At 60.0% G+C, this 22,205-nt stretch carries 23 protein-coding genes; 15 read left to right on the top strand and 8 right to left on the bottom strand.

What is annotated here, in order from left to right:
• Window positions 1-128 precede the first annotated feature (128 nt).
• Complete coding sequence (locus AB4O12_RS22170) at window positions 129-344, top strand: dodecin (RefSeq protein WP_016772305.1); 216 nt, start codon at window positions 129-131, stop codon at window positions 342-344.
• Between the two features lie 129 nt (window positions 345-473).
• Complete coding sequence (locus AB4O12_RS22165) at window positions 474-698, top strand: DUF1161 domain-containing protein (protein ID WP_056791302.1); 225 nt, start codon at window positions 474-476, stop codon at window positions 696-698.
• Window positions 699-862: 164 nt separating this feature from the next.
• Here AB4O12_RS22165 and AB4O12_RS22160 read toward each other — a convergent pair whose 3' ends face one another.
• Entirely contained in the window at window positions 863-1,864 is a 1,002-nt protein-coding gene (locus AB4O12_RS22160; RefSeq protein WP_056791299.1) for an LLM class flavin-dependent oxidoreductase, read from the bottom strand.
• Between the two features lie 240 nt (window positions 1,865-2,104).
• On the opposite strand from AB4O12_RS22160, the gene AB4O12_RS22155 reads away from it, so the two are divergent.
• Window positions 2,105-2,536 (top strand): OsmC family protein, encoded by a 432-nt coding sequence (locus AB4O12_RS22155; RefSeq protein ID WP_016772308.1) that lies wholly within the window; start codon window positions 2,105-2,107, stop codon window positions 2,534-2,536.
• Between the two features lie 240 nt (window positions 2,537-2,776).
• Window positions 2,777-3,016: a DUF1161 domain-containing protein gene (locus tag AB4O12_RS22150; RefSeq protein ID WP_252887086.1), complete on the top strand. Its 240-nt coding sequence runs from the start codon at window positions 2,777-2,779 to the stop codon at window positions 3,014-3,016.
• A 7-nt stretch (window positions 3,017-3,023) separates the two neighbouring features.
• On the opposite strand, the gene AB4O12_RS22145 is transcribed toward AB4O12_RS22150, so the two are convergent.
• Together AB4O12_RS22145 and AB4O12_RS22140 are read right to left on the bottom strand one after the other, a co-directional pair.
• The gene (locus AB4O12_RS22145; protein ID WP_252887085.1) at window positions 3,024-3,443 is read right to left on the bottom strand and encodes a PA0061/PA0062 family lipoprotein; all 420 of its coding nucleotides are present in this window, start codon (window positions 3,441-3,443) and stop codon (window positions 3,024-3,026) included.
• A gap of 39 nt (window positions 3,444-3,482) precedes the next feature.
• Window positions 3,483-3,905 (bottom strand): PA0061/PA0062 family lipoprotein, encoded by a 423-nt coding sequence (locus AB4O12_RS22140; RefSeq protein WP_056791288.1) that lies wholly within the window; start codon window positions 3,903-3,905, stop codon window positions 3,483-3,485.
• A gap of 58 nt (window positions 3,906-3,963) precedes the next feature.
• Between AB4O12_RS22140 and AB4O12_RS22135 the strand changes: the two genes are divergently transcribed.
• Complete coding sequence (locus AB4O12_RS22135; protein ID WP_460059740.1) at window positions 3,964-5,055, top strand: aminopeptidase; 1,092 nt, start codon at window positions 3,964-3,966, stop codon at window positions 5,053-5,055.
• A gap of 39 nt (window positions 5,056-5,094) precedes the next feature.
• On the opposite strand, the gene AB4O12_RS22130 is transcribed toward AB4O12_RS22135, so the two are convergent.
• Both AB4O12_RS22130 and AB4O12_RS22125 read right to left on the bottom strand, forming a co-directional pair.
• The gene (locus AB4O12_RS22130; protein WP_150743239.1) at window positions 5,095-5,745 is read right to left on the bottom strand and encodes an HAD family hydrolase; all 651 of its coding nucleotides are present in this window, start codon (window positions 5,743-5,745) and stop codon (window positions 5,095-5,097) included.
• A gap of 28 nt (window positions 5,746-5,773) precedes the next feature.
• Complete coding sequence (locus tag AB4O12_RS22125) at window positions 5,774-6,319, bottom strand: gamma carbonic anhydrase family protein (protein ID WP_150637331.1); 546 nt, start codon at window positions 6,317-6,319, stop codon at window positions 5,774-5,776.
• A gap of 89 nt (window positions 6,320-6,408) precedes the next feature.
• On the opposite strand from AB4O12_RS22125, the gene prlC reads away from it, so the two are divergent.
• The 3 genes from prlC (at window position 6,409) to AB4O12_RS22110 (ending at window position 10,888) form a co-directional block, all read left to right on the top strand.
• Window positions 6,409-8,460, top strand: a complete 2,052-nt coding sequence (gene prlC, locus AB4O12_RS22120) for an oligopeptidase A (protein WP_460059739.1) — start codon at window positions 6,409-6,411, stop codon at window positions 8,458-8,460.
• The gene (locus AB4O12_RS22115) at window positions 8,457-8,747 is read left to right on the top strand and encodes a YheV family putative zinc ribbon protein (protein WP_016772316.1); all 291 of its coding nucleotides are present in this window, start codon (window positions 8,457-8,459) and stop codon (window positions 8,745-8,747) included. Before prlC ends, AB4O12_RS22115 begins: the two co-directional genes overlap by 4 nt.
• 113 nt (window positions 8,748-8,860) lie before the next feature.
• A complete protein-coding gene (locus AB4O12_RS22110) occupies window positions 8,861-10,888 on the top strand; it encodes a M3 family metallopeptidase (protein WP_460059738.1) in 2,028 nt (675 codons plus the stop codon).
• A gap of 5 nt (window positions 10,889-10,893) precedes the next feature.
• Here AB4O12_RS22110 and AB4O12_RS22105 read toward each other — a convergent pair whose 3' ends face one another.
• Window positions 10,894-11,541 (bottom strand): phosphatase domain-containing protein, encoded by a 648-nt coding sequence (locus tag AB4O12_RS22105; RefSeq protein ID WP_024015019.1) that lies wholly within the window; start codon window positions 11,539-11,541, stop codon window positions 10,894-10,896.
• 280 nt (window positions 11,542-11,821) lie between these two features.
• Between AB4O12_RS22105 and AB4O12_RS22100 the strand changes: the two genes are divergently transcribed.
• The 3 genes from AB4O12_RS22100 to AB4O12_RS22090 are packed head-to-tail and all read left to right on the top strand — an operon-like array spanning window position 11,822 to window position 15,666.
• Window positions 11,822-12,565, top strand: coding sequence for a gluconate 2-dehydrogenase subunit 3 family protein (locus tag AB4O12_RS22100; RefSeq protein WP_056791272.1), 744 nt, complete (start codon window positions 11,822-11,824; stop codon window positions 12,563-12,565).
• A 2-nt stretch (window positions 12,566-12,567) separates the two neighbouring features.
• Window positions 12,568-14,352: a GMC family oxidoreductase gene (locus AB4O12_RS22095; protein WP_041476464.1), complete on the top strand. Its 1,785-nt coding sequence runs from the start codon at window positions 12,568-12,570 to the stop codon at window positions 14,350-14,352.
• A 12-nt stretch (window positions 14,353-14,364) separates the two neighbouring features.
• Complete coding sequence (locus AB4O12_RS22090; RefSeq protein WP_460059737.1) at window positions 14,365-15,666, top strand: c-type cytochrome; 1,302 nt, start codon at window positions 14,365-14,367, stop codon at window positions 15,664-15,666.
• Window positions 15,667-15,725: 59 nt separating this feature from the next.
• On the opposite strand, the gene AB4O12_RS22085 is transcribed toward AB4O12_RS22090, so the two are convergent.
• Entirely contained in the window at window positions 15,726-16,001 is a 276-nt protein-coding gene (locus tag AB4O12_RS22085; RefSeq protein WP_460059736.1) for a hypothetical protein, read from the bottom strand.
• Window positions 16,002-16,272: 271 nt separating this feature from the next.
• On the opposite strand from AB4O12_RS22085, the gene AB4O12_RS22080 reads away from it, so the two are divergent.
• From AB4O12_RS22080 to AB4O12_RS22070, 3 genes are all read left to right on the top strand, one after another.
• Window positions 16,273-17,331 (top strand): PA0069 family radical SAM protein, encoded by a 1,059-nt coding sequence (locus tag AB4O12_RS22080; protein WP_136493272.1) that lies wholly within the window; start codon window positions 16,273-16,275, stop codon window positions 17,329-17,331.
• Between the two features lie 237 nt (window positions 17,332-17,568).
• The gene (locus AB4O12_RS22075) at window positions 17,569-18,297 is read left to right on the top strand and encodes a carbonic anhydrase (RefSeq protein WP_016772323.1); all 729 of its coding nucleotides are present in this window, start codon (window positions 17,569-17,571) and stop codon (window positions 18,295-18,297) included.
• A 90-nt stretch (window positions 18,298-18,387) separates the two neighbouring features.
• A complete protein-coding gene (locus AB4O12_RS22070; RefSeq protein ID WP_375122941.1) occupies window positions 18,388-19,914 on the top strand; it encodes a SulP family inorganic anion transporter in 1,527 nt (508 codons plus the stop codon).
• Between the two features lie 136 nt (window positions 19,915-20,050).
• On the opposite strand, the gene AB4O12_RS22065 is transcribed toward AB4O12_RS22070, so the two are convergent.
• Window positions 20,051-20,701, bottom strand: coding sequence for a hypothetical protein (locus AB4O12_RS22065; RefSeq protein WP_460059735.1), 651 nt, complete (start codon window positions 20,699-20,701; stop codon window positions 20,051-20,053).
• Window positions 20,702-21,071: 370 nt separating this feature from the next.
• Between AB4O12_RS22065 and coxB the strand changes: the two genes are divergently transcribed.
• Window positions 21,072-22,199 (top strand): cytochrome c oxidase subunit II, encoded by a 1,128-nt coding sequence (gene coxB, locus AB4O12_RS22060; RefSeq protein WP_460059734.1) that lies wholly within the window; start codon window positions 21,072-21,074, stop codon window positions 22,197-22,199.
• Window positions 22,200-22,205 lie beyond the last annotated feature (6 nt).

Below are 22,205 nucleotides of genomic sequence, written 5' to 3'. Positions count from 1 at the left end.
GTTGGGACTTCACCACTTCGAGAAAGTGCAGAAATTCTGAACTTCGGCAGCGCAGCGGCGCCGAAATCAACAGTGCAATTGCCTGCTAGGCTCAATTTCACACGCCATTCCAACCCAAGGAGAACGCCATGAGTGACCATCACACGTACAAGAAAGTCGAGCTGGTCGGTTCGTCCACCACCAGCATCGAAGACGCCATCAACAACGCACTGGCCGAAGCCAACAAAACCCTGCGCAATCTGGAATGGTTTGAAGTGACCGAAACCCGTGGCCACATCGAAAACGGCCAGGTGGCGCACTTTCAGGTAACGCTGAAAGTCGGCTTCAAGATTGCCGCCAGCTGAGTTTGAGCTAGTCTTCTGAACTTGCGCGCTGGCCGAGTGCCATAGGGAATGGCAAAGCGCTACAAGGTGAGCGCATCGGGTGGATGACCCGATGCCCGCCTCATTCAATCCGACCAGGGAGTGCGACCGATGAAGAAGTTCATGTTGGCAGTAGGTTTGTTGAGCCTTGCGGGTGGTGCGTTTGCAGCCGGCAAGCCATGTGAAGAGCTGAAAAGCGAAATCGCCGCGAAGCTCGACGCCAAAGGCGTATCCGGTTATTCGCTGGAAGTTGTCGACAAGGGTGCGGCCGTTGATGGCGACGTCGTCGGCAGTTGCGAAGGCGGCAGCAAGGACATCGTCTACAAGCGAGGTTGATTGCGCCTGAAACACAAAAGCCGACGTGGATGCGTCGGCTTTTTTGTGGACGATGATTTTCCGGGTAGGAGCTGCGGGACGCTGCGATCTTTTGATCTTGATTTCAAATCATAATCAAAAGATCGCAGCCTCGTTGCACTCGACAGCTCCTACAAGGGCTCGCGTTATCCCTTCATGACTTGGGCCAGCAATTCGTAGGAATGGATGCGATCGGCGTGTTCGTAAAGATCACTGGTGAAAATCAGCTCGTCCGCCTGGGTCTGCTCGATCAAAACCTCAAGCTTGGCGCGGATCTTCTGCGGGCCGCCGACCATGGCGAGACCGAGGAAATCGCCCACCGCTTCACGTTCATGGGGCAGCCACAGGCCGTCCATGGTTTTCACCGGCGGACGCTGCACCAGGCTCTGACCACGCATCAGCGCAAGAATGCGCTGGTACACCGACGTCGCCAGATAATCGGCTTGCTCATCGGTATCCGCTGCCACCAGCGGCACGCCGAGCATCACGTACGGCTTGTCGAGCACCGCCGACGGTTTGAAGTGATTGCGGTAGATGCGGATCGCCTCGTGCATGAAGCGCGGCGCGAAGTGCGAGGCGAAGGCGTAAGGCAAGCCGCGCTCACCCGCCAATTGCGCACTGAACAGGCTTGAGCCGAGCAGCCAGACCGGCACGTTGGTGCCGGTGCCGGGCATGGCGATCACCCGTTGCTCCGGGGTGCGCGGGCCGAGGTAGCGCATCAGTTCGGCAACGTCTTCAGGGAAGTCGTCAGCGCTGCCCGAGCGCTCACGGCGCAAGGCGCGGGCGGTCATCTGGTCAGAGCCGGGCGCGCGGCCCAGACCCAGGTCGATCCGTCCCGGGTACAGGCTCTCGAGGGTGCCGAACTGCTCGGCGATCACCAGCGGCGCATGGTTGGGCAGCATTACCCCGCCGGAACCGACGCGGATCGTCGACGTGCCTCCGGCCAGATAGCCGAGCAACACCGAAGTTGCCGAACTGGCGATGCCGTCCATGTTGTGATGTTCGGCGACCCAGAAGCGCGTGTAGCCGAATTTCTCGGCATGCTGCGCCAGGTCCAGCGAGTTGCGCAGCGATTGCGCCGCGCTGCCGTTTTCGCGCACTGGCACCAGGTCGAGGGTGGAAAATTTTACGTCGGACAGTTTTTTCATGAACCTGCATCTCCGGGTGGGGAGGCAGGTTTTTCTTGCGAGCGAAAACCTGCCAAATCCATAAGCGTGTTTTATGGAATGAGGGCATATACCCGAGATTCAATAGCAGCGGCGAAATTTCCTACTAAAAAAGTCAACGATTCAGCCAGGCTGAACTTTGTTCCGCCGTCTATCCTCAGAAGCCTTGCTAGTAAAAACCGCGAAGGCGCGGCGTCCCGCGCCACATTTGAGGAGGCAGACATGGCTATCGTGAAAAAGGCATCGGCGCATTGGGAAGGCGATCTGAAAACCGGTCTCGGCTCGATCTCCACCGAAACCGGCGTACTGCGCGAAGCGCCGTACGGCTTCAAGGCGCGCTTTGAAGGCGGCAAGGGTACCAATCCGGAAGAACTGATCGGCGCGGCCCACGCCGGCTGCTTTTCCATGGCGTTTTCGATGATTCTCGGCGATGCCGGCCTGAAGGCAGACAGCATCGACACCAACGCTGAAGTCACCCTCGATCAGGTTGACGGCGGCTTCGCAATCACTGCGGTAAAGCTGATTCTCAAGGCGAAGATTCCAGGCGCAACTCAGCAGCAGTTTGAAGAACTGAGCAACAAGGCCAAGGAAGGTTGCCCGGTTTCCAAAGTGCTGAACGCGAAGATCACCCTCGAGGCTTCGCTGGTCAGCTGATTGGGCGTTTGCAGGGCTGACGCTTTCGCGGGCAGGCTCGCTCCCACAGGGGATTTGTGCACGGCGCAGATCCAGTGGGGGAGCGAGCTTGCTCGCGAAGGCAGTCTAGAAACCTGCTCAGCGGCCGGCAATTAATACAAGGTGTGAGCAAAGTCAGAACCCGCTCCGCAGAATTGTGGTCGAATAATCGACAGCAGCTTCAGCGCACACCCGTGCGCGCTGCCTCAAGGAGCTTCATCGATGAAACGTATTGGCTTGGCGATCCTTTGCAGTGCACTGGCCACTTCCGCTTTCGCAGCCCCCAAGAAGTGCGAAGAGCTCAGAAAGGAAATCGAGGTTAAAATTCAGGCGAAAGCGGTCCCAACGTACACCCTGGAAATCATCACGGCGGAGGAGGCGAAGCAGCATGACTCGGCCATGATCGTCGGTACTTGCGAGAACGGCACCAAGCGAATCATCTATCAGAAAAACGATAGCTGATTGCCTATCACGGCACGCAATTGATCTGCCGCTCGTTGGCAACGATCTGCCCCTGACGATTGATCAAGCGTGCACTTGGCGTGAAGGCCAGCGATCGGGCCTCAAGGCGGTAACGCTGCCCGGCCTCGAAGTATTCATAGGGCACGGTCATGTAACACAGCCGCTCTTGCGGATCGGTATCCATGCCCTGACCACCCCCGAATACTTCGAAGTCAAAGCGCACGGTGAGCTCATGACTACCGGGCGTCACCTGAAAAAACCGTCCGTCGCGCGAGCGCTGTTTATCCAGGCGCTCGGCCATCAGCACCTTGCCGCCGGGGGTAGGCATGGCGAAGTCGACCCAGGCTTTGTCTGGATCGGCCGCCGGCAACGGGCTCTGACAACCGGCGAGCACACTGGCGGCCAGCAATGTCGTCAACTTGCGCATGATCGATATCCTTAGACGGGATTTCCAGCATAGCGCCGATCAACTGCTCTGACAGCCCGCCGGTGTGCCCTGACCGACAACCTTGCGCTGTTCGTCATACAGCTTGGCCCAAGGCCTGAAGCCGATGCTGCCAGCCTGCAGCTGATAGCGCTGGCCGGCGTTGAAGTCCTTGAATTTCACGCTCAACTGGCAATCGCGCCACAGCGGTTCGGCAGTCGGGCCGATATTGGTGGCCTCGACCGGGAATTGATAGCGCACCTTCAGCTCATGGCTGCCGGGCTGCACTTCGAAATAGCGTTTGTCGATGGCCTGGGTGGCATCGACTTGAACGGCTTGCAGCGCCGTGTCGTGTTGGCGAGCGTCAAGATCGATCCAGGCTTGCGAGGGGTCGGGGTCGGGCATTCCGAATCCGGCACAACCGGCCAGCGTCAGCAGGCCTCCTGTCAGCATGAACATGCGCATAGCGGTGCTCCTTGAGGCGGGATAGTCTTGGGGCAGACTTTCCGGGGAATTTCTTATTTTGATCAGGCCGTTTTCCAGCCTTGGGTTACTTGATCGCGTTTTTCCGATTTTGTTTCCGGGTGTGTTGTTTTTGTTGCTCAACGGTTGCGCCAGCGTCAGCTATTACAGCCAGCTCGCCAGCGGCCAGTTGCAATTGCTGCGCGCCCGGGAGCCGGTGGAGAAGGTCATTGCCGACCCCAGCCGCGATGCCAAATTGCGCGCGCATCTGGCTCAATCACAAAAGGCCCGTACCTTTGCCAGCGAGCATCTGCATTTGCCGGATAACCAGAGCTATCGCCTGTACGCCGATATCCATCGCCCCTACGTGGTGTGGAATGTGTTCGCTACTCAAGAGTTCTCCCTGACACCGCAGAATCACTGCTTCCCGATTGCCGGCTGCGTGGCCTATCGCGGCTACTACAGCCAGAGCGCCGCCCGTGGCGAAGCGGCGATTCAACGTTTGCAGGGTATGGATGTGTCGATCGGCGGGGTCGAGGCGTACTCGACGCTCGGCTGGTTCAATGACCCGATCCTCAATTCGATGATGGGCTGGGGCGACGAACGTCTGGCCACGCTGATCTTTCATGAGCTGGCGCACCAGAAGTTCTATGTGAAGGACGACACCGAATTCAACGAGTCATTTGCCACGTTTGTCGAGCAGGAAGGTACGCGGCAATGGCGCACCTTTCGCGGGCTACCGGCAGAGTCGGATGCGAGGCTCAAGCAGCGTGACCAATTCATCGAACTGGTACTCGCCACGCGTTCACGACTGGAGACGCTGTATGCGCAGCCGCTGTCGGTTGAGCAAATGCGTGAGCACAAAGCAGCTGAATTCGAGCGCTTGCGCCGGGAGTATCAGGCAACGCGCGACAGTCAGTGGGCCGGGGACAAGCGCTATGACGCCTGGGTCAATGCGCCGCTGAACAACGCGCGACTGTTGCCGTTCGGGCTGTATGACCAGTGGGTGCCGGCGTTTGCGGCGCTGTTCAGGCAGGTGGGTGAGGATTGGTTGAGGTTCTATGCCGAGGTTGAGCGGTTGGGGCGATTGCCGGTTGATGAGCGTAAGGCGGCTTTGAGGGCCTTGGCAGTTCCTGAGTCCACCAGCGGCTGAACGGGCCTCATCGCTGGCAAGCCAGCGATAGCCATCTGCTCAGCGCTGCAAAAAAGCCTGATGCAACGCATTCAAAGTTTCGAAGTGATAAGCCGGTGATTCGGCGTTCAATTCCTCGAAGCTGCCAAATCCATAGCCCACCGCCGCTGCATCGAGACCATTGCTGCGCGCGCCGATCAGGTCATGCTTGCGATCACCGATCATCAGGGTCTGTGCCGGGTCCAGGCGTTCTTCCTCAAGCAGATGCGCAATCAACTCAACCTTGTTGGTCCGCGTGCCGTCCAGCTCGCTGCCGTAGATCACCTTGAAGTGGCGGGCGAAGTCGAAGTGCCGGGCGATCTCGCGGGCGAACACCCACGGTTTGGAGGTGGCGATGTACAACTGCCGCCCCTGCCCGCTCAAGGTTTCCAGCAACGGCGTCACCCCGTCGAACACCCGATTCTCATAGAGGCCGGTGACCTTGAAGCGCTCACGGTAGAAATTCACCGCTTCCCAGGCCTTGGCCTCGTCGAAATCGTAAAACTGCATGAACGCTTGCAGCAGCGGCGGGCCGATGAAGTGTTCCAGTTTGCTCAGGTCCGGCTCGTCGATGCCGAGATTGGCCAAGGCAAATTGAATTGAGCGGGTGATGCCCTCACGCGGGTCGGTCAGGGTGCCATCGAGGTCGAACAGTACAGTCTGGTAATGCATGGAAATTCCCGAGCAGGTGTAGGGCGATTCAGAGCTGGTCGTAGCCTTCGGCCAGATGCAGGTCCTTGAGTTTGACGTAATTCGCCGCGCTGTAGGTGAAGAAGGCGTTTTCCTTTTCGGTCAGCGGGCGCACTTGCTTGACCGGGCTGCCGACATACAGGAAGCCGCTCTGCAGGCGCTTGCCCGGCGGCACCAGGCTGCCGGCGCCGATGATCACATCGTCTTCCACCACGGCACCGTCCATGACGATGCTGCCCATGCCGATCAATACGCGGCTGCCAACGGTGCACCCGTGCAGCATGACCTTGTGGGCGATGGTCACGTCATCGCCGATCAGCAATGGAAAGCCGTCCGGGTTGAACGGGCCGGCGTGGGTGATGTGCAGCACGCAGCCGTCCTGCACGCTGGTGCGCGCACCGATGCGGATGCGGTGCATGTCGCCACGGATCACCGTCAGCGGCCAGACCGAGCTGTCTGCGCCAATTTCGACGTCGCCGATCACCACCGCCGAACCGTCGACGAATGCGCCGTTGCTCAAGCGGGGGGTGTGATTCTGGTATTTGCGAAGGGACACGATTAGTTCTCTCTCTGTCGCCGATAGCTGCGGTGAGTGTCGATTGTAATTAAGATGGGCGCATGTTTCTTCCAGCCAAGGTGCCAACCGTGAGCGTGAACAACCCTCTTTTGCAGTCCTACGACCTGCCGCCGTTCTCCACGATCCGTGCCGAACACGTCCTGCCCGCCATCGAAACCATCCTCGCGGACAACCGCGCCGCCATCGCCGAGATCCTCAAGACCCAGGGCAAGAACCCGACCTGGGCCGGTCTGGTGCTGGCGATGGACGAACTCAACGATCGCCTCGGTGCGGCATGGAGCCCGGTCAGCCATCTTAACGCCGTGTGCAACAGCGCCGAATTGCGTGAAGCCTACGAGTCGTGCCTGCCGGCCCTGAGCGCCTACTCCACCGAAATGGGCCAGAACCGCGAACTGTTCCAGGCGTATGAAGCGCTGGCCAACAGTCCGGAAGCTGCCAGTTTCGACGTCGCGCAAAAAACCATTCTGGAACACGCCCTGCGCGATTTCCGCCTGTCGGGTATCGACCTGCCGGAAGCCGAGCAGAAACGTTACGCCGAAGTGCAGAGCAAGCTGTCCGAGCTCGGCAGCCGCTTCTCCAACCAATTGCTCGACGCCACTCAGGCGTGGACCAAACACATTACCGATGAAGCCGCCCTCGCCGGCCTGACCGATTCAGCCAAGGCGCAAATGGCTGCCGCCGCCCAGGCCAAAGGTCTGGATGGCTGGTTGATCACTCTGGAATTCCCCAGCTATTACGCGGTGATGACCTACGCGCAAGACCGCGCGCTGCGCGAAGAAGTCTACGCCGCCTACTGCACCCGTGCCTCGGATCAAGGCCCGAATGCCGGGCAGAACGACAACGGCCCGGTGATGGAAGAGATCCTCGACCTGCGCCAGGAACTGGCCCGACTGCTGGGCTTCGCCAGTTTCGCCGAGCTGAGCCTGGCGACGAAAATGGCCGAATCCAGCGATCAGGTGCTGAGCTTCCTGCGGGATCTGGCCCAGCGCAGCAAGCCGTTCGCCGCGCAGGATCTGCAACAGCTGCGCGCTTACGCTGCCGAACAGGGCTGCGCCGATCTGCAAAGCTGGGACAGTGGTTTCTACGGTGAAAAACTTCGCGAGCAGCGTTACAGCGTCGCCCAGGAAACCCTGCGTGCCTACTTCCCGATCGATAAGGTCCTGAGCGGTCTGTTCGCCATCGTCCAGCGTTTGTACGGCATCGAGATCGCCGAGCAGAAAGGCTTCGACACCTGGCATCCGGACGTCCGCCTGTTCGAGATCAAGGAAAACGGCCAGCACGTCGGCCGCTTCTTCTTCGACCTGTATGCCCGCGCCAACAAGCGTGGCGGCGCATGGATGGACGGCGCCCGCGACCGTCGTCGCACCGTCGACGGTGCGCTGCAAAGCCCAGTCGCCAATCTGGTGTGCAACTTCACCCCGGCCGACAGCGGCAAGCCTGCGCTGCTGACCCACGATGAAGTGACCACGCTGTTCCACGAGTTCGGCCACGGCCTGCATCACCTGCTGACCCGCGTCGAACACGCTGGCGTATCCGGCATCAATGGCGTGGCCTGGGATGCGGTCGAGCTGCCAAGCCAGTTCATGGAAAACTGGTGCTGGGAGCCGAAAGGCCTGGCGCTGATTTCCGGCCACTACGAGACCGGCGAGCCACTGCCGCAGGACCTGCTGGAAAAAATGCTCGCGGCGAAGAATTTCCAGTCCGGACTGATGATGGTGCGTCAGCTGGAGTTTTCGCTGTTCGACTTCGAACTGCACGCCACCCACGGCGATGGCCGCAGCGTGGCCCAAGTGCTGGAGGGCGTGCGTGACGAGGTGTCGGTGATGCGTCCACCGGCGTACAACCGCTTCCCTAACAGCTTTGCGCACATTTTCGCCGGCGGTTACGCAGCCGGTTACTACAGCTACAAGTGGGCCGAAGTGTTGTCCGCCGACGCCTTCTCGAAATTCGAGGAGGACGGCGTGCTCAACGCTGAAACCGGTCGTGCGTTCCGTGAAGCGATTCTGGCGCGCGGCGGTTCCCGGGCACCGATGGTGCTGTTCGTCGACTTCCGGGGCCGTGAGCCGTCGATCGACGCGCTGCTTCGCCACAGCGGCCTGAGTGAGGACGCGGCAGCATGAGCGACGGCCCTGTGATCACCAAGAAGCGCTTCATCGCCGGGGCGGTCTGCCCGGCGTGCAGCGAGCCGGACAAGTTGATGATGTGGAACGAAGACGGCGTGCCGCACCGCGAATGCGTGGCCTGCGGTTACTCCGACACGCTCAACGAGCAAGGCCTGTCGGTGCCCAAAGAGCTGGGCACGCGGGTCAATACCAGCGCGCTGAAGCCTGCCGCCGACAAAAAGGTTCAGGCGGTGCAGTTCTTCCCCAACCCCAAGTTGAAGAAAAAGCCCGACGAGCAACAATGACAACGACCGCTGCCTGCCGATCATCGTCGGCAGGTGGCGGTATCTATCCACCACCTTGCCTCTGCGCTTCCTGATTAGGCTGGCCAATCCAGCCCTCTCTCACGGAAGACGCCATGCCTGACACCAACCCACTCCTGCAACATTGGCAGTTGCCGCCCTGGGCGGCGATACGCGCCGAACATCTGCTGCCAGCAGTCGAGCGCATCGTTGCCGACAACCTGCTGATCATCGAAAACGTCATCGCCACTCAGGTCGATCATCCCAACTGGGACGACGTGGTAATTGCCATCGATGAAGCCGATGCGCGCCTGGATGAAACCATGGCAATCATCGAATTCCTCTCGATCAGTCATGCCGATGAGCCCCAGTGGTTGATGCAGGAAGCCCTGAGTACGCACGCCGCGCAGCGTTACAAGACTGCGAAGGCCGGCAATCGACAGTTGCTCCAGGTTTATCAACGATTGGCACAGAGCTCCATAGCCGCCAGCTTCAGCGATGCACGCAAAGCCTCGCTGGCGAAAATCCTGCGCCGGTTTCACTTGGCCGGCAGTGAATTGTCGAGTGCGCAGCGCAAGGATCTGGCGCGATTGAACGGCGAAATCGATCTGCTGGAAAAGCGCTTCATGAGCAACCTCAAATCGGTCAACGCGGCATGGAGCAAGGACATCGACGATGCCGCGCTATTGGCGGGACTGCCGGCCGAAATGCAGACGCATCTGGCCGCCAATGCCCACAAGGCCGGCCTGCCCGGGTGGCGGCTGACCCTGGATCAGAACACTCACCAACAGGTCATGAGGCGGGCACAACACCGCGGACTGCGCGAGGAGTATTTCAAAGCCTGGTGCACCCGCGCTTCGGATCAGGGGCCACAGGCCGGTCGCTTCGATAACGGCCCGGTGCTGGAAAAACTGCTGGCCGCACGTCATGCCAAAGCCCGGCTCTTGGGTTTTGACAACTTTGCCCACCTGCGGCTGCACAACCGGATGGCCACCGGTACCGATCAGGTTGGTCGTTTTCTGCGCCAGCAGATCGCCCGCAACGCCGTGTCACTGGCGGGCGAGACCGATGATTTGCAGGCCTTGGCCCGCGAGCACGGGGTTGAACAGCTAGAAGCGTGGGATCACGATTTCCTCGCCGGGCAATTACGCCTGAAGCAGTCCGGCGGCACGGAGCAGGACCTGCGCGAGTTCTTCGCGCTGCAAGCCACACTGCACAGCCTCTGCCGCTTCAGCGAGCATATGTTCGGTATCAGCATCAGCGAAAATACCGTCCACGAGCGTTTCGCCGAAAATGTTCGCCTGTTCGAAATCAGCGAGCGTCAGCAACCGGTTGGTTACATCTACATCGACCCGTTCCACCGCGACGCGGGCAACGACTATGCCTGGACCGGTGTACTGCGCAATCGACGGATCACCGCCGAAGGCCGACCATTACTGCCGATTGCCTCGCTTCAATGCAATTACCCGGCAGCGGAAAACGGGCAAACGCACCTGCTGGATCCGCAGGATCTGCGTGTTCTGCTGCACGAATTCGGCCATTGCCTGCATCACGTGCTGACGCGTTCGCCGCATTACAACCTGTCCGGCATTTCGCATCTGAGCCGCGACGCTGCCGAGTTTGTCGGGCAACTGTTCGAAAAATGGGCGTTATCCGGGCAATTCCTGCGCTGGCTGGGTACGCATCACCAGAGCGGTGAGCGTCTGTCCGAAGCGCAGGCCAATACCGCGTTTTCCGCCACAGGCATCCAGCGCAGCCGGGAGACGGCAATGCTGTTGCTGAACGCGCTGGTCGACTTCGAACTGCACCGCTGTCACGGTGACGGTCGCACTGTTCAGCAAGTAGTCGAGGATGTGCAAAGTGAGTTCGCGCACCTGTCCATCCCGGCCTACTGCCGCTTCGCCAACAGCTGCGATTATCTGGTTACCGGTTATGAGGCTTCGCTGTACGCCTACAAATGGTCGGGTGTGCTGGCGAGCGAGGCGTTCAAGCGCTTCGAACGTGAAGGTCTGTTCAACGAACAGACGGGCCGCGACATGCGCGAACACCTGCTCTCGGGGGACAGGCAGGCACTGCCCGCCGCACTGCAAGCCTTTCTCGGAAAACCCATCGACAACGCGCTATTTCCTGCACCAGCCGCTTGAGCTGATCAACGCTGAACGTGGGCCGAGTCGAACCAGCTCTTCATCGAACACATGGCGAATGCACTGGTACTGCATTCGCCATTGATCAAGGCTTCATGCAACCGATCGACATCGGCCTGCATCACGTAGCGCACGCTGTCGTGGAAATGCTGACTGTCACCAAAACCGCCCTCGGTCATTTCCTTGAGCGCCTGCTCTTTACTCCAGCCCTGTACCACCACGCGGTACATCGCCGCCATCAGTCCGGTGCGGTCAGAACCGTGCTTGCAGTGCATGAGCACCGGGCCGTCGGCTTCGGCGGACTGAATCGCGCGCAAAGCCTTGAGCACATCGCTGTCGTCGACGTGGTTGGTGCGATACGGCAGCTGCACTTGCTTGATGCCCGGCGCGGAGAGCCAGTCGCTATCAGCGTCAGGCAGGAAGTTGATTACGGTGACGACATGCAGATCGTTCAACAGCGGCACCGCACTGCGGCTGGGCAAGGCGCTGCGATACAGCGTCGGTGACATGCGGAACAGGTTGAACTGCGCCTCAACCGGCTGCGCCCACTCGGCCGGGCGAGATGGCGTGGCGTCGGCCGCCCGGGCGGCAATGCCATGCAACAGTGCAACAAGCGAAAAACATAACGCGGGGAAAAAGCGCACTCGAGACATGCTGGGCTGACCGTTTCGGCAATCTTCATGGGAGGAATTGCAGCTTCGCTATCAAGCGGTCAATACGCCGTGAGCCGGCCGTCAAAGAAACGTGAATCGGCGCCTCGCCGGGCTTTTTTCCGTGCAAACGGTTTTTCTTGATGCTTAGCCTGCTACCATTTGTCACATGATGTTGCAGAGGGAACGGCTTTTACCCGACCGGACCCTGATCGTCGCAACGCAAAATTCCTCGAGCTGCTCGCAGAAGCGGCTGACTTCTATGCCTGATGAGGTGCCCCCCATGTCTGATCAAGATCGAGACAACCCGCGGCGTGAGTTCTTGCGCAAATCCCTGACCCTGATTCCGGTGGTCACGCTTGCCGGTACCGGCCTGGGCAGCAGCGTGCTGCAAGCCGCACCTGAAAGCACACCGGCGCCGGCCGCAGCAAAACCGGCCTCTGTCGCTGGTGACTATCAGCCGAGCTTTTTCACCGCTGAAGAATGGGCATTCATCAATGCCGCCGTCGCCCAGTTGATCCCCAACGACGCGCAAGGCCCCGGTGCCCTCGAAGCCGGCGTGCCGGAATACATCGACCGCCAGATGAACACCCCGTACGCCGCCGGTGCCCTGTGGTACATGCAAGGCCCGTTCAATGCCGACGCGGCACCGGAGATGGGCTGGCAGAGCAAACTGGTGCCCAAAGACATCTATCGCCTCGGCATCGCCGCCACGGATCAGTGGGTAAAAGGTTTGAGCGGTAAAACATTTGCCGAGCAAGACAGCGCTACCCGAGACGATTTGCTCAAGCAACTGGAAGCCGGCAAGCCGCAGTTCGATGCGGTGCCGGCGAAGATTTTCTTCAATCTGCTGCTGCAAAACACCAAGGAAGGGTTCTTCTGCGACCCGATCCACGGTGGCAATAAAGGCATGGTCGGCTGGACCATGATCGGTTTCCCCGGCGCCCGCGCCGATTTCATGGATTGGGTGGAACGCAACGAGCAATACCCCTTCCCGGCAGTGTCGATTCGCGGCGAGAGGGCGTAAGCATGGCAACGGTAATGAAGAAGGTTGATGCAGTTATCGTCGGTTTCGGCTGGACGGGCGCGATCATGGCCAAGGAGCTCACCGAGGCGGGCCTCAACGTGCTGGCGCTGGAGCGCGGGCCGATGCAGGACACCTACCCCGACGGCAACTATCCACAGGTGATCGACGAACTCACCTACAGCGTGCGCAAGAAACTCTTTCAGGACATCTCCAAAGAGACGGTGACCATTCGCCACAGCGTCAACGACATCGCCCTGCCCAACCGCCAGTTGGGCGCGTTTTTGCCGGGTAACGGCGTCGGCGGCGCCGGTCTGCACTGGTCGGGCGTGCACTTTCGCGTCGACCCGATCGAGTTGCGTATGCGCAGCCACTACGAAGAACGCTACGGCAAAAGCTTCATCCCCAAAGACATGACCATCCAGGATTTCGGCGTCAGCTATGAAGAGCTGGAACCGTTTTTCGACTTCGCGGAAAAAGTCTTCGGCACCTCCGGCCAGGCCTGGACGGTGAAGGGCCAACTGGTCGGTCAGGGCAAGGGCGGCAACCCATACGCGGCGGATCGTTCCAACCCGTTCCCGCTTGAAGCGCAGAAGAACACCGTATCCGCACAGCTGTTCGGCAAGGCGGCTACAGAAGTCGGTTACAAACCCTACAACCTGCCTTCCGCCAATACTTCCGGGCCGTACACCAATCCCTACGGCGCACAGATGGGGCCGTGCAATTTCTGCGGGTTCTGCAGCGGCTACGTCTGCTACATGTATTCCAAGGCCTCGCCGAACGTGAACATTCTGCCGGCGCTCAAGCCCCTGCCGAATTTCGAGCTGCGGCCCAACTCCCATGTGCTGCGGGTCAATCTCGACAGCACGAAAAGCAAAGCCACCGGCGTCACCTACATCGATGGCCAGGGCCGCGAGATCGAGCAGCCGGCGGATTTGGTGATCCTCGGCGCATTCCAGTTGCACAACGTGCGTCTGATGCTGCTGTCCGGGATCGGCAAACCGTACGACCCGATCAGCGGCGAAGGCGTGGTCGGGCGTAACTTCGCCTATCAGAACATGGCGACCATCAAAGCCTTTTTCGACAAGGACACCCACACCAACAACTTCATTGGCGCCGGCGGCAACGGCGTGGCGGTGGACGATTTCAACGCCGACAACTTCGACCACGGGCCGCACGGCTTCGTCGGCGGTTCGCCGATGTGGGTCAACCAGGCTGGCAGTCGACCGATTGCCGGCACCTCGAACCCGCCGGGCACACCGGCCTGGGGCAGCGCATGGAAACGCGCCACCGCCGATTACTACACCCACCAGGTGTCGATGGACGCCCACGGCGCGCATCAATCCTACCGTGGCAACTACCTCGATCTCGATCCGGTGTACCGCGATGCCTACGGCCTGCCGCTGCTGCGCATGACTTTCGACTGGCAGGAAAACGACATCAAGATGAACCGCTTCATGGTCGAGAAAATGGGCAAGATCGCCCAAGCCATGGGCCCGAAAGCCATTGCAGTGATCGGCAAGCAGGTCGGCGATCACTTCAACACCGCCTCGTACCAGACCACCCACCTCAACGGTGGCGCGATCATGGGCACCGATCCGAAGACCAGCGCCCTGAACCGCTATTTGCAGAGCTGGGACGTGCACAACGTATTCGTCCCGGGCGCCTCGGCGTTCCCGCAGGGCCTGGGCTACAACCCGACCGGGCTGGTGGCGGCGCTGACCTACTGGTCGGCAAAAGCGATCCGCGAGCAATACCTGAAAAACCCCGGCCCGCTGGTACAGGCTTAAGGAGCGATGACCATGAAAACTTTCGTTATCGCCACCCTCGCCCTGCTCGGCAGCACTGCAATTTATGCGGCCGATGTTGATCAAAATCTGATCAAGCAAGGCGAATACCTTGCCCGCGCCGGTGACTGCGTGGCCTGCCACACGGCCAAGGGCGGCAAGCCGTTCGCCGGCGGTCTGCCAATGGAGACGCCGATCGGCACGATCTACTCGACCAACATCACCCCGGACAAGACCGGTCTGGGCGACTACAGCTTCGAAGACTTCGATCAGGCCGTGCGCCACGGTGTGGCCAAAAACGGCAGCACGTTGTACCCGGCGATGCCTTATCCGTCCTACGCGCGGGTCAACCAGGCCGACATGCAGGCGCTGTACGCCTACTTCATGCACGGCGTCGAACCGGTGGCGCAGGAGAACAAGGCCAGCGATATTCCCTGGCCGTTGAGCATGCGCTGGCCGCTGATGGGCTGGCGCTGGCTGTTCGCGCCGAAGGTCGAGGATTACCAGGCCACATCGGCCGATCCGGTGATCGATCGCGGGGCATATCTGGTTGAAGGTCTCGGCCACTGCGGTGCCTGTCATACCCCGCGCGCGCTGACCATGCAGGAAAAATCCCTGAGCGCGGCGGACGGCAGCGAATTCCTCGCCGGCAGTGCGCCGCTGGAAGGCTGGATCGCCAAGAGCCTGCGCGGCGATCACAAGGATGGCCTCGGCAGCTGGAGCGAAGAACAACTGGTGCAGTTCCTCAAGACCGGGCGCAGTGATCGCAGCGCAGTGTTCGGCGGTATGAGTGATGTGGTCACCCACAGCATGCAGTACATGAGCGACGCCGACCTCACCGCGATTGCCCGTTATCTCAAATCACTGCCGGCCAATGACCCGGCGGATCAGCCGCATCAGTACGACGAGAAAGTGGCCAAAGCGCTGTGGAACGGCGACGACAGCCAACGCGGCGCGTCGGTGTACATCGACAACTGCGCAGCCTGCCACCGTACCGATGGCCAGGGCTACACCCGGGTGTTCCCGGCGCTGGCGGGCAATCCGGTGCTGCAGACGGATGACCCGACATCGCTGATCCACATCGTGCTCAAGGGCGGGACTTTGCCGGCAACGCACACCGCGCCATCGACCTTCACCATGCCCGGTTTCGCCTGGCGCCTGTCGGATCAGGAAGTGGCGGATGTGGTGAGTTTCATTCGTGGCAGCTGGGGCAACAAGGGTGCGCCAGTGAAAGCTGCCGATGTTGCCGAGTTGCGTACGGAGGATATGAAGCAGACCTCCGGTGACGATCTTGGGCAGCTCACCTCGCATAACTGAGCGAAATGTGTCGACAGACCGCTGGCACGACATGACTTCGCATGTTGAGTCAGCGGTGTTCATCGTGTCGATTTCAGACCTCTGAACTGCACAAACGCATCCGCCAACTGCAAGTACAGTCTCTTGTCATGGTTATCGATATCGCCATCCCCGTCGCTATCGATAACCTCTTCGGAAAGCAGGTCATAGCGATCGTTTGCCTGCGATGAAGAGGCAAATAGCGCGTAGTCGTAGTCCATCATTTCGGCGGCGTTATCGCCATAATGATAAAAAACAACCTCGGGACTTCCGTCGCGTTCCATGTCTGCAATTTCAAGCAAAATTCTGATTGGCATCACATTCAATCCATTCCGGTTGGCAAGACGTTATTAGTCATGAGGCTTTAACCTAAGACGGCGCTTGCAACCACGTCTACTGTCATATCTGACAGGGTGTATGTGCACACAGTTGTGGGAACGTCGGTTACGATCAGAGAAAGCCCTGAATGCTGTTCCTCTCCGCGAACATAGCGGACATGAACAACCACAACTGACCACTCGCCCGACGGCACTAGCCAGATGAGGATCGCCCCGATACTGTGCGCATATACAGTATCGGGGCGTTTTCATGTCTACTCCATTGCCACCTCGCGGTCGCGGCACCGCAACCAACCCGCACAACCGCTTTGCGCCGAGTCGTTCGGTGGCCGAGGACGATGGCTGGTATCAGGAAGTGCCAGAGACGCAAAACACCGAAGTGATCATCGAGAAGGCCAAATCGATCATCAGCCGCAACACCTCGCCGGATCTGCCCTTCGACCGTTCGCTCAATCCCTATCGCGGCTGCGAACACGGCTGCATCTATTGCTACGCACGGCCCAGCCACGCCTATTGGGACATGTCGCCGGGCCTGGATTTCGAAACCCGGCTGATTGCCAAGACCAATGCCGCCCAGGTCCTCGAGGAACAGCTGAGCAAACCCGGCTATCAATGTGCGCCGATCAATCTCGGCTCCAATACCGACCCGTATCAGCCCATCGAGCGCGAATACAAAATCACCCGTCAGACCCTGGAAGTGCTGCTGCGTTACCGGCATCCGGTGACCATTGTCACCAAAGGTTCGCTGATTCTGCGCGATCTCGATTTGCTGACCGAGTTGGCGCAGCAACGGCTGGTGTCGGTGATGATCAGCTTGACCACGCTGGATGATGAACTCAAACGCATCCTCGAACCGCGCGCCGCAGCGCCCAAGGCACGCCTGCGCGCGATCCGGGTCATGCGCGAAGCAGGCATTCCAGTAGGCGTGCTGTGTTCGCCGATGATTCCGATGATCAATGACAGTGAGATCGAAAGCCTGCTCACCGAGGCCCACGCCGCCGGTGCGCAAAGCGCTGCCTACATGATGCTGCGCCTGCCGCTGGAAGTCGCGCCGCTGTTCGAGGAGTGGTTGCAGGCGCACTATCCGCAACGTGCCGCCCATGTGCTGAGCCTGATCCGCCAGAGTCGCGGCGGTGAACTCTACGACAGTCGATTCGGCGCGCGGATGCGTGGTGAAGGGCCGTTTGCCGACCTGCTCGCACAAAGATTTGCCAAGGCCATCAAAAAGCTTGGCCTGAACAAACGCGAGGGCTATAACCTCGACTGCTCGGCCTTCTGTCCGCCGGGTCGCCAGATGTCGTTGATTTAGCGACAATTGGCTTTGGGTTGACGGGTTGGAATCCTTCCGCCGAAACACGCCGGTCACGTTTTTTGTGACCTGGAACACACGTTCTAGAGCGTTTGATTCAGTTTCAGTTAAGTTTCGGCGGCTACCTTGTTCATCGAGTGACTGACGGGTCGGGATGACCCGGATGGTTTAAACAGCCACTGGCTTCATACCGGAATACCGGGGAAGACTCCCTGAATCCGCACAAGAGGATGAATCATGAGTGACAAGGATAAACAGTCGTTGGCTGCCTCGGCGCAAAGCCCTGAAGCACAATCCGCCGATGCAGCACTGCGACAGATCGTTGATGGCTTTTTACGCTTTCACCATGACGTTTTTCCGCAGCAGGAAGAACTGTTCAAGAAGCTCGCCACCGCTCAGGCGCCCAAGGCGATGTTCATCACTTGCGCCGACTCGCGCATCGTTCCCGAGCTGATCACCCAGAGCTCGCCGGGCGATCTGTTCGTTACCCGTAACGTCGGCAACGTGGTGCCGCCCTACGGTCAGATGAACGGCGGCGTCTCCACCGCTATCGAGTACGCGGTACTGGCGCTGGGCGTGCAGCACATCATCATTTGCGGCCACTCCGATTGCGGCGCCATGCGCGCGGTACTCAACCCCGACAGCCTGGAAAAAATGCCGACGGTCAAAGCCTGGCTGCGCCACGCTGAAGTCGCGAAAACCATGGTGCACGACAACTGCAACTGCACCGACGAAAAAGACAGCATGCCGATCCTCACCGAGGAAAACGTCATCGCCCAACTGCAGCACTTGCGTACCCATCCTTCGGTAGCCTCGCGCATGGCGAACGGTCATCTGTTCATCCATGGCTGGGTCTACAACATCGAAACCAGCGAAATCAAAGCTTACGACGCGGACCAGGGTCGTTTCCTGCCTCTCGACGGCAGCCATCCGATTCCTGTGGCGACGCCCAAAGCGCGCTTCTAAATCTTCCCAACAATCTGTGTGGTATGACGCCGGCCGCTGATTCAGCGGTCCGGCCTCGCCACGCCTGAAGAAAACTTCGGGAGAATCGCCATGCGTGCGGCTCAATTGAAAGCTGTGTTGCCACGGGAGCTGCTCGCCTCCGTGGTTGTGTTTCTGGTCGCCCTGCCGCTGTGCATGGGCATCGCGATTGCCTCAGGGCTGCCGCCGGCAAAAGGTCTGATCACCGGCATCATCGGCGGTCTGGTGGTCGGTTGGCTGGCGGGCTCGCCGTTGCAGGTCAGCGGTCCGGCGGCGGGTCTGGCGGTGCTGGTTTTCGAGCTGGTGCGCCAGCATGGCGTCGAGATGCTCGGACCGATCCTGCTGCTCGCCGGTTTTCTGCAACTGGTCGCCGGGCGACTGAAGCTTGGCTGCTGGTTTCGGGTCACGGCGCCAGCGGTGGTCTACGGCATGCTCGCGGGCATTGGCGTGTTGATTGTGCTCTCGCAAATCCATGTGATGCTCGATGCCAAGCCGCAGCCTTCCGGGCTGGACAACCTCACGGCGTTCCCGGCGGCCGTGGCGCAGGCCTTGCCATCGTTGGGCTGGCAGGCGGGTCTGCTCGGCTTGTCGACGATTGCGGTGATGTGGCTGTGGGAAAAATTCCGTCCGCATTCGCTGCGCTTCATTCCCGGCGCATTGCTCGGTGTGGGTCTGGCGACGGTGGCGAGCCTGATGCTGGCGTTGCAGGTCAAGCGCGTTGAGGTACCGGCGAACCTGGCCGAAGCGATCGATTGGCTCAAGCCGGCCGACCTGATGAATCTGGCCGACCCGACACTGCTGGTTGCCGCGTTCGCCGTGGCGTTTATCGCCAGTGCCGAAACCCTGCTGTCCGCTGCGGCGGTGGATCGCATGCACAGCGGCGTGCGTTCGGACTTCGATCGTGAACTGTCGGCGCAAGGTGTCGGCAACATGCTCTGCGGTCTGGTCGGCGCGCTGCCGATGACCGGAGTGATCGTGCGCAGTTCGGCCAACGTCCAGGCCGGTGCGACCACACGCTACTCGACGATTTTCCATGGCCTATGGCTGCTGGCATTCGTGCTGTTGCTGTCGAGCGTGCTGCAAAGCATTCCGGTGGCGAGTCTGGCGGGTGTGCTGGTGTATACCGGCTTCAAACTGGTCGACCTGAAAGCCTTCCGTGGTCTGGGCCGGTACGGGCGGATGCCGATGTTCACCTACGCCGCTACAGCGTTGGCGATCATCTTCACTGATCTGCTCACCGGTGTGCTGATCGGTTTCGGCCTGACGATGTTGAAGCTGGCGTTCAAGGCTTCGCGCCTGAAGATCAGCCTGATCGACTTGCCGCAGGACGGCGAGATGGAACTGCGTCTGGTCGGCGCGGCGACGTTCCTCAAAGTGCCGGCGCTGACCCAGGTGCTGGGCAGCATTCCTCACGGCACCACAGTGCATGTGCCGCTCAACAACCTGAGCTACATCGACCATTCGTGTCTCGAGTTGCTTGAGGAGTGGGGCCGGGCGAATGCGGCGAAGGGTTCGAAGCTGTTGATCGAATCGCGCGGGTTGAAGCGACGGCTTGAGGGGCGGGTGCGGACTAACACCGGCATCGGTGCGGCCGGCTAGATAATCCATTGTGAACACAAACCCTGTGGGAGCGAGCCTGCTCGCGAAAGCGGTGTATCAGCCAACAGAGATGTTGAATGATCGACCGCATTCGCGAGCAGGCTCGCTCCCACACTGGATTTATGACCCAAGAAAATCAGGCAGCAGGCTGATCCAGCTCAAGCCCCACACCCAACCGGCGGCTCATGCACGGCCAGCGTTTCCACGCCGCGCCAGTGTCCGGGCTGCTGAGTTGTTCGCGGTAGGCTTCTACCGATTCCAGGGCAAAACTTTCCTCGTTGAGCATCTCGTCAATCGCGTGATGCACCGCTTCGTCCAGTTGGTTGGCGAATTCCTCACCGATCAATTGGTGAGCAATCAGGTTGGCGACCGTCATGTCCAAGGGGATCAATGGCTGGCCGAAATGCTTGATGTACAGGTCGTTGACCTCTTCGACAAAACGGTGTGCCAGATAGGCCTCGTCGAGCAGGCTGTCCAGGCCGACATGTCCGGCCATGATCGCCGGCGGCTGGAGGAAATACTGCTCGGCGATCTTCAGCACCGGTTTGATCTGCGATTCGATGCCGGCTTCCCTGGCGACTTCATTGGCTGCATCCAGCAGATCGGGCACTTCATCGATGTAGGCGGCGACAAAACGTGTCAGAACGCCTTGGGCGTCGGCTTCCGGCAACTGGATCGCCGGGTGCAGGTGAGGCAGCTTGCTTTCCAGCTGACGGGTCAGCAGGCCGGTGTCTTTTTCGTGCTGTTGGGCTTGTTGGATCTGCTCGCGCAATGCGGCGGTGTTCATGAAAACTCCAGGAAACAAGGCAATGAAATAGGGAAGACATAACTTAGCTGGCTTACGAAAAACGCTAAGACGCATTTGTCATAATTATTTCATCCTTGATGCAGCTGCGTTATATCCATTCGCCACCACTCGTCTGCATCCTTCTCCATTCGGGCACTTGAACGCAAGCGCCGGGTGTTTCAGCTCATTTACGTGCCCGGGTTGCAATTCCCGGGCGCTGTCTATACTCGCCAATGAATGGAGTTAGCTGATGACGCCCGACTGCACCCGCAGCAAGGCCCGGCGATTCAAGTTCGTAGTCTGATGCAGCCGCTCCCTTGCCGCAGGCGATACGCCGGCGGGATAACAAGAACGATAAGGGGAACCCGCAATGATGCGACATCCACATGTCTGGATGGGCCTCCTGTTGTGGTCGATTTTCAGCCCGGCCAACGCGGCCTGGACTGTGAATATGGCGCCTGGAGCGACTGAAATCAGTCACGCAGTATTCGACCTGCACATGACCATTTTCTGGATCTGTGTGGTGATCGGGATCATCGTCTTCGGCGCCATGTTCTGGTCGATGATGGTGCACCGCCGCTCTACCGGCCAGGTCGCGGCCAAATTCCACGAAAGCACCGGCGTCGAGATCATGTGGACCATCGTGCCGCTGCTGATCCTGGTGGCCATGGCCGTCCCTGCCACCGCGACGCTGATCAAGATGTACGACACCAGCGAGCCGGACATCGATATCCAGATCACCGGTTATCAGTGGAAGTGGCACTACAAATACTTGGGCCAGGACGTTGAGTTCTTCAGCAACCTGGCCACCCCCGCCGAACAGATTCACAACAAAGAAGCCAAGGGCGAGCACTACCTGCTCGAAGTCGACAAGCCGCTGGTGCTGCCGATCGGCGCCAAGGTGCGCTTTCTGGTGACCTCGGCTGACGTCATTCACTCATGGTGGGTGCCGGCGTTTGCGGTCAAGCGCGACGCGATCCCCGGGTTCGTCAACGAAGCCTGGACGCGCATCGACAAGCCCGGCCTCTACCGTGGCCAGTGCGCCGAATTGTGCGGCAAGGACCATGGCTTCATGCCGATCGTGGTCGAGGTCAAGGAACAGGCCGACTACGAAAAATGGCTCGCCGAGCGCAAGGCCGAGGCCGCGCAGCTCAAAGAACTGACCAGCAAGGAATGGACCCTCGACGAGCTCAAGGAGCGCGGCGACAAGGTTTACCACACCACTTGCGTGGCCTGTCACCAGGCTGAAGGCCGGGGCCTGCCGCCGATGTTCCCGGCGCTCAAGGGCTCGAAAATCGCCACCGGGCCGATCAAGGACCACCTGAGCATCGTCTACCACGGCAAACCCGGCACCGCCATGGCGGCGTTCGGCAAACAGCTGTCGGAAGTCGATATCGCAGCGGTCGTGACTTACGAACGTAACGCCTGGGGCAACAACAAGGGCGACATGGTCACGCCAAAAGAAGTGCTGGAGCTGAAACAGGCGGAAAGCAAATGAGCCGGT

The sequence above is a fragment of the Pseudomonas sp. S2_A05 genome (genome assembly GCF_054668485.1).
Note: the sequence above shows the minus strand (reverse complement) of the source record. Positions and strands in the feature narration are given on the sequence as shown.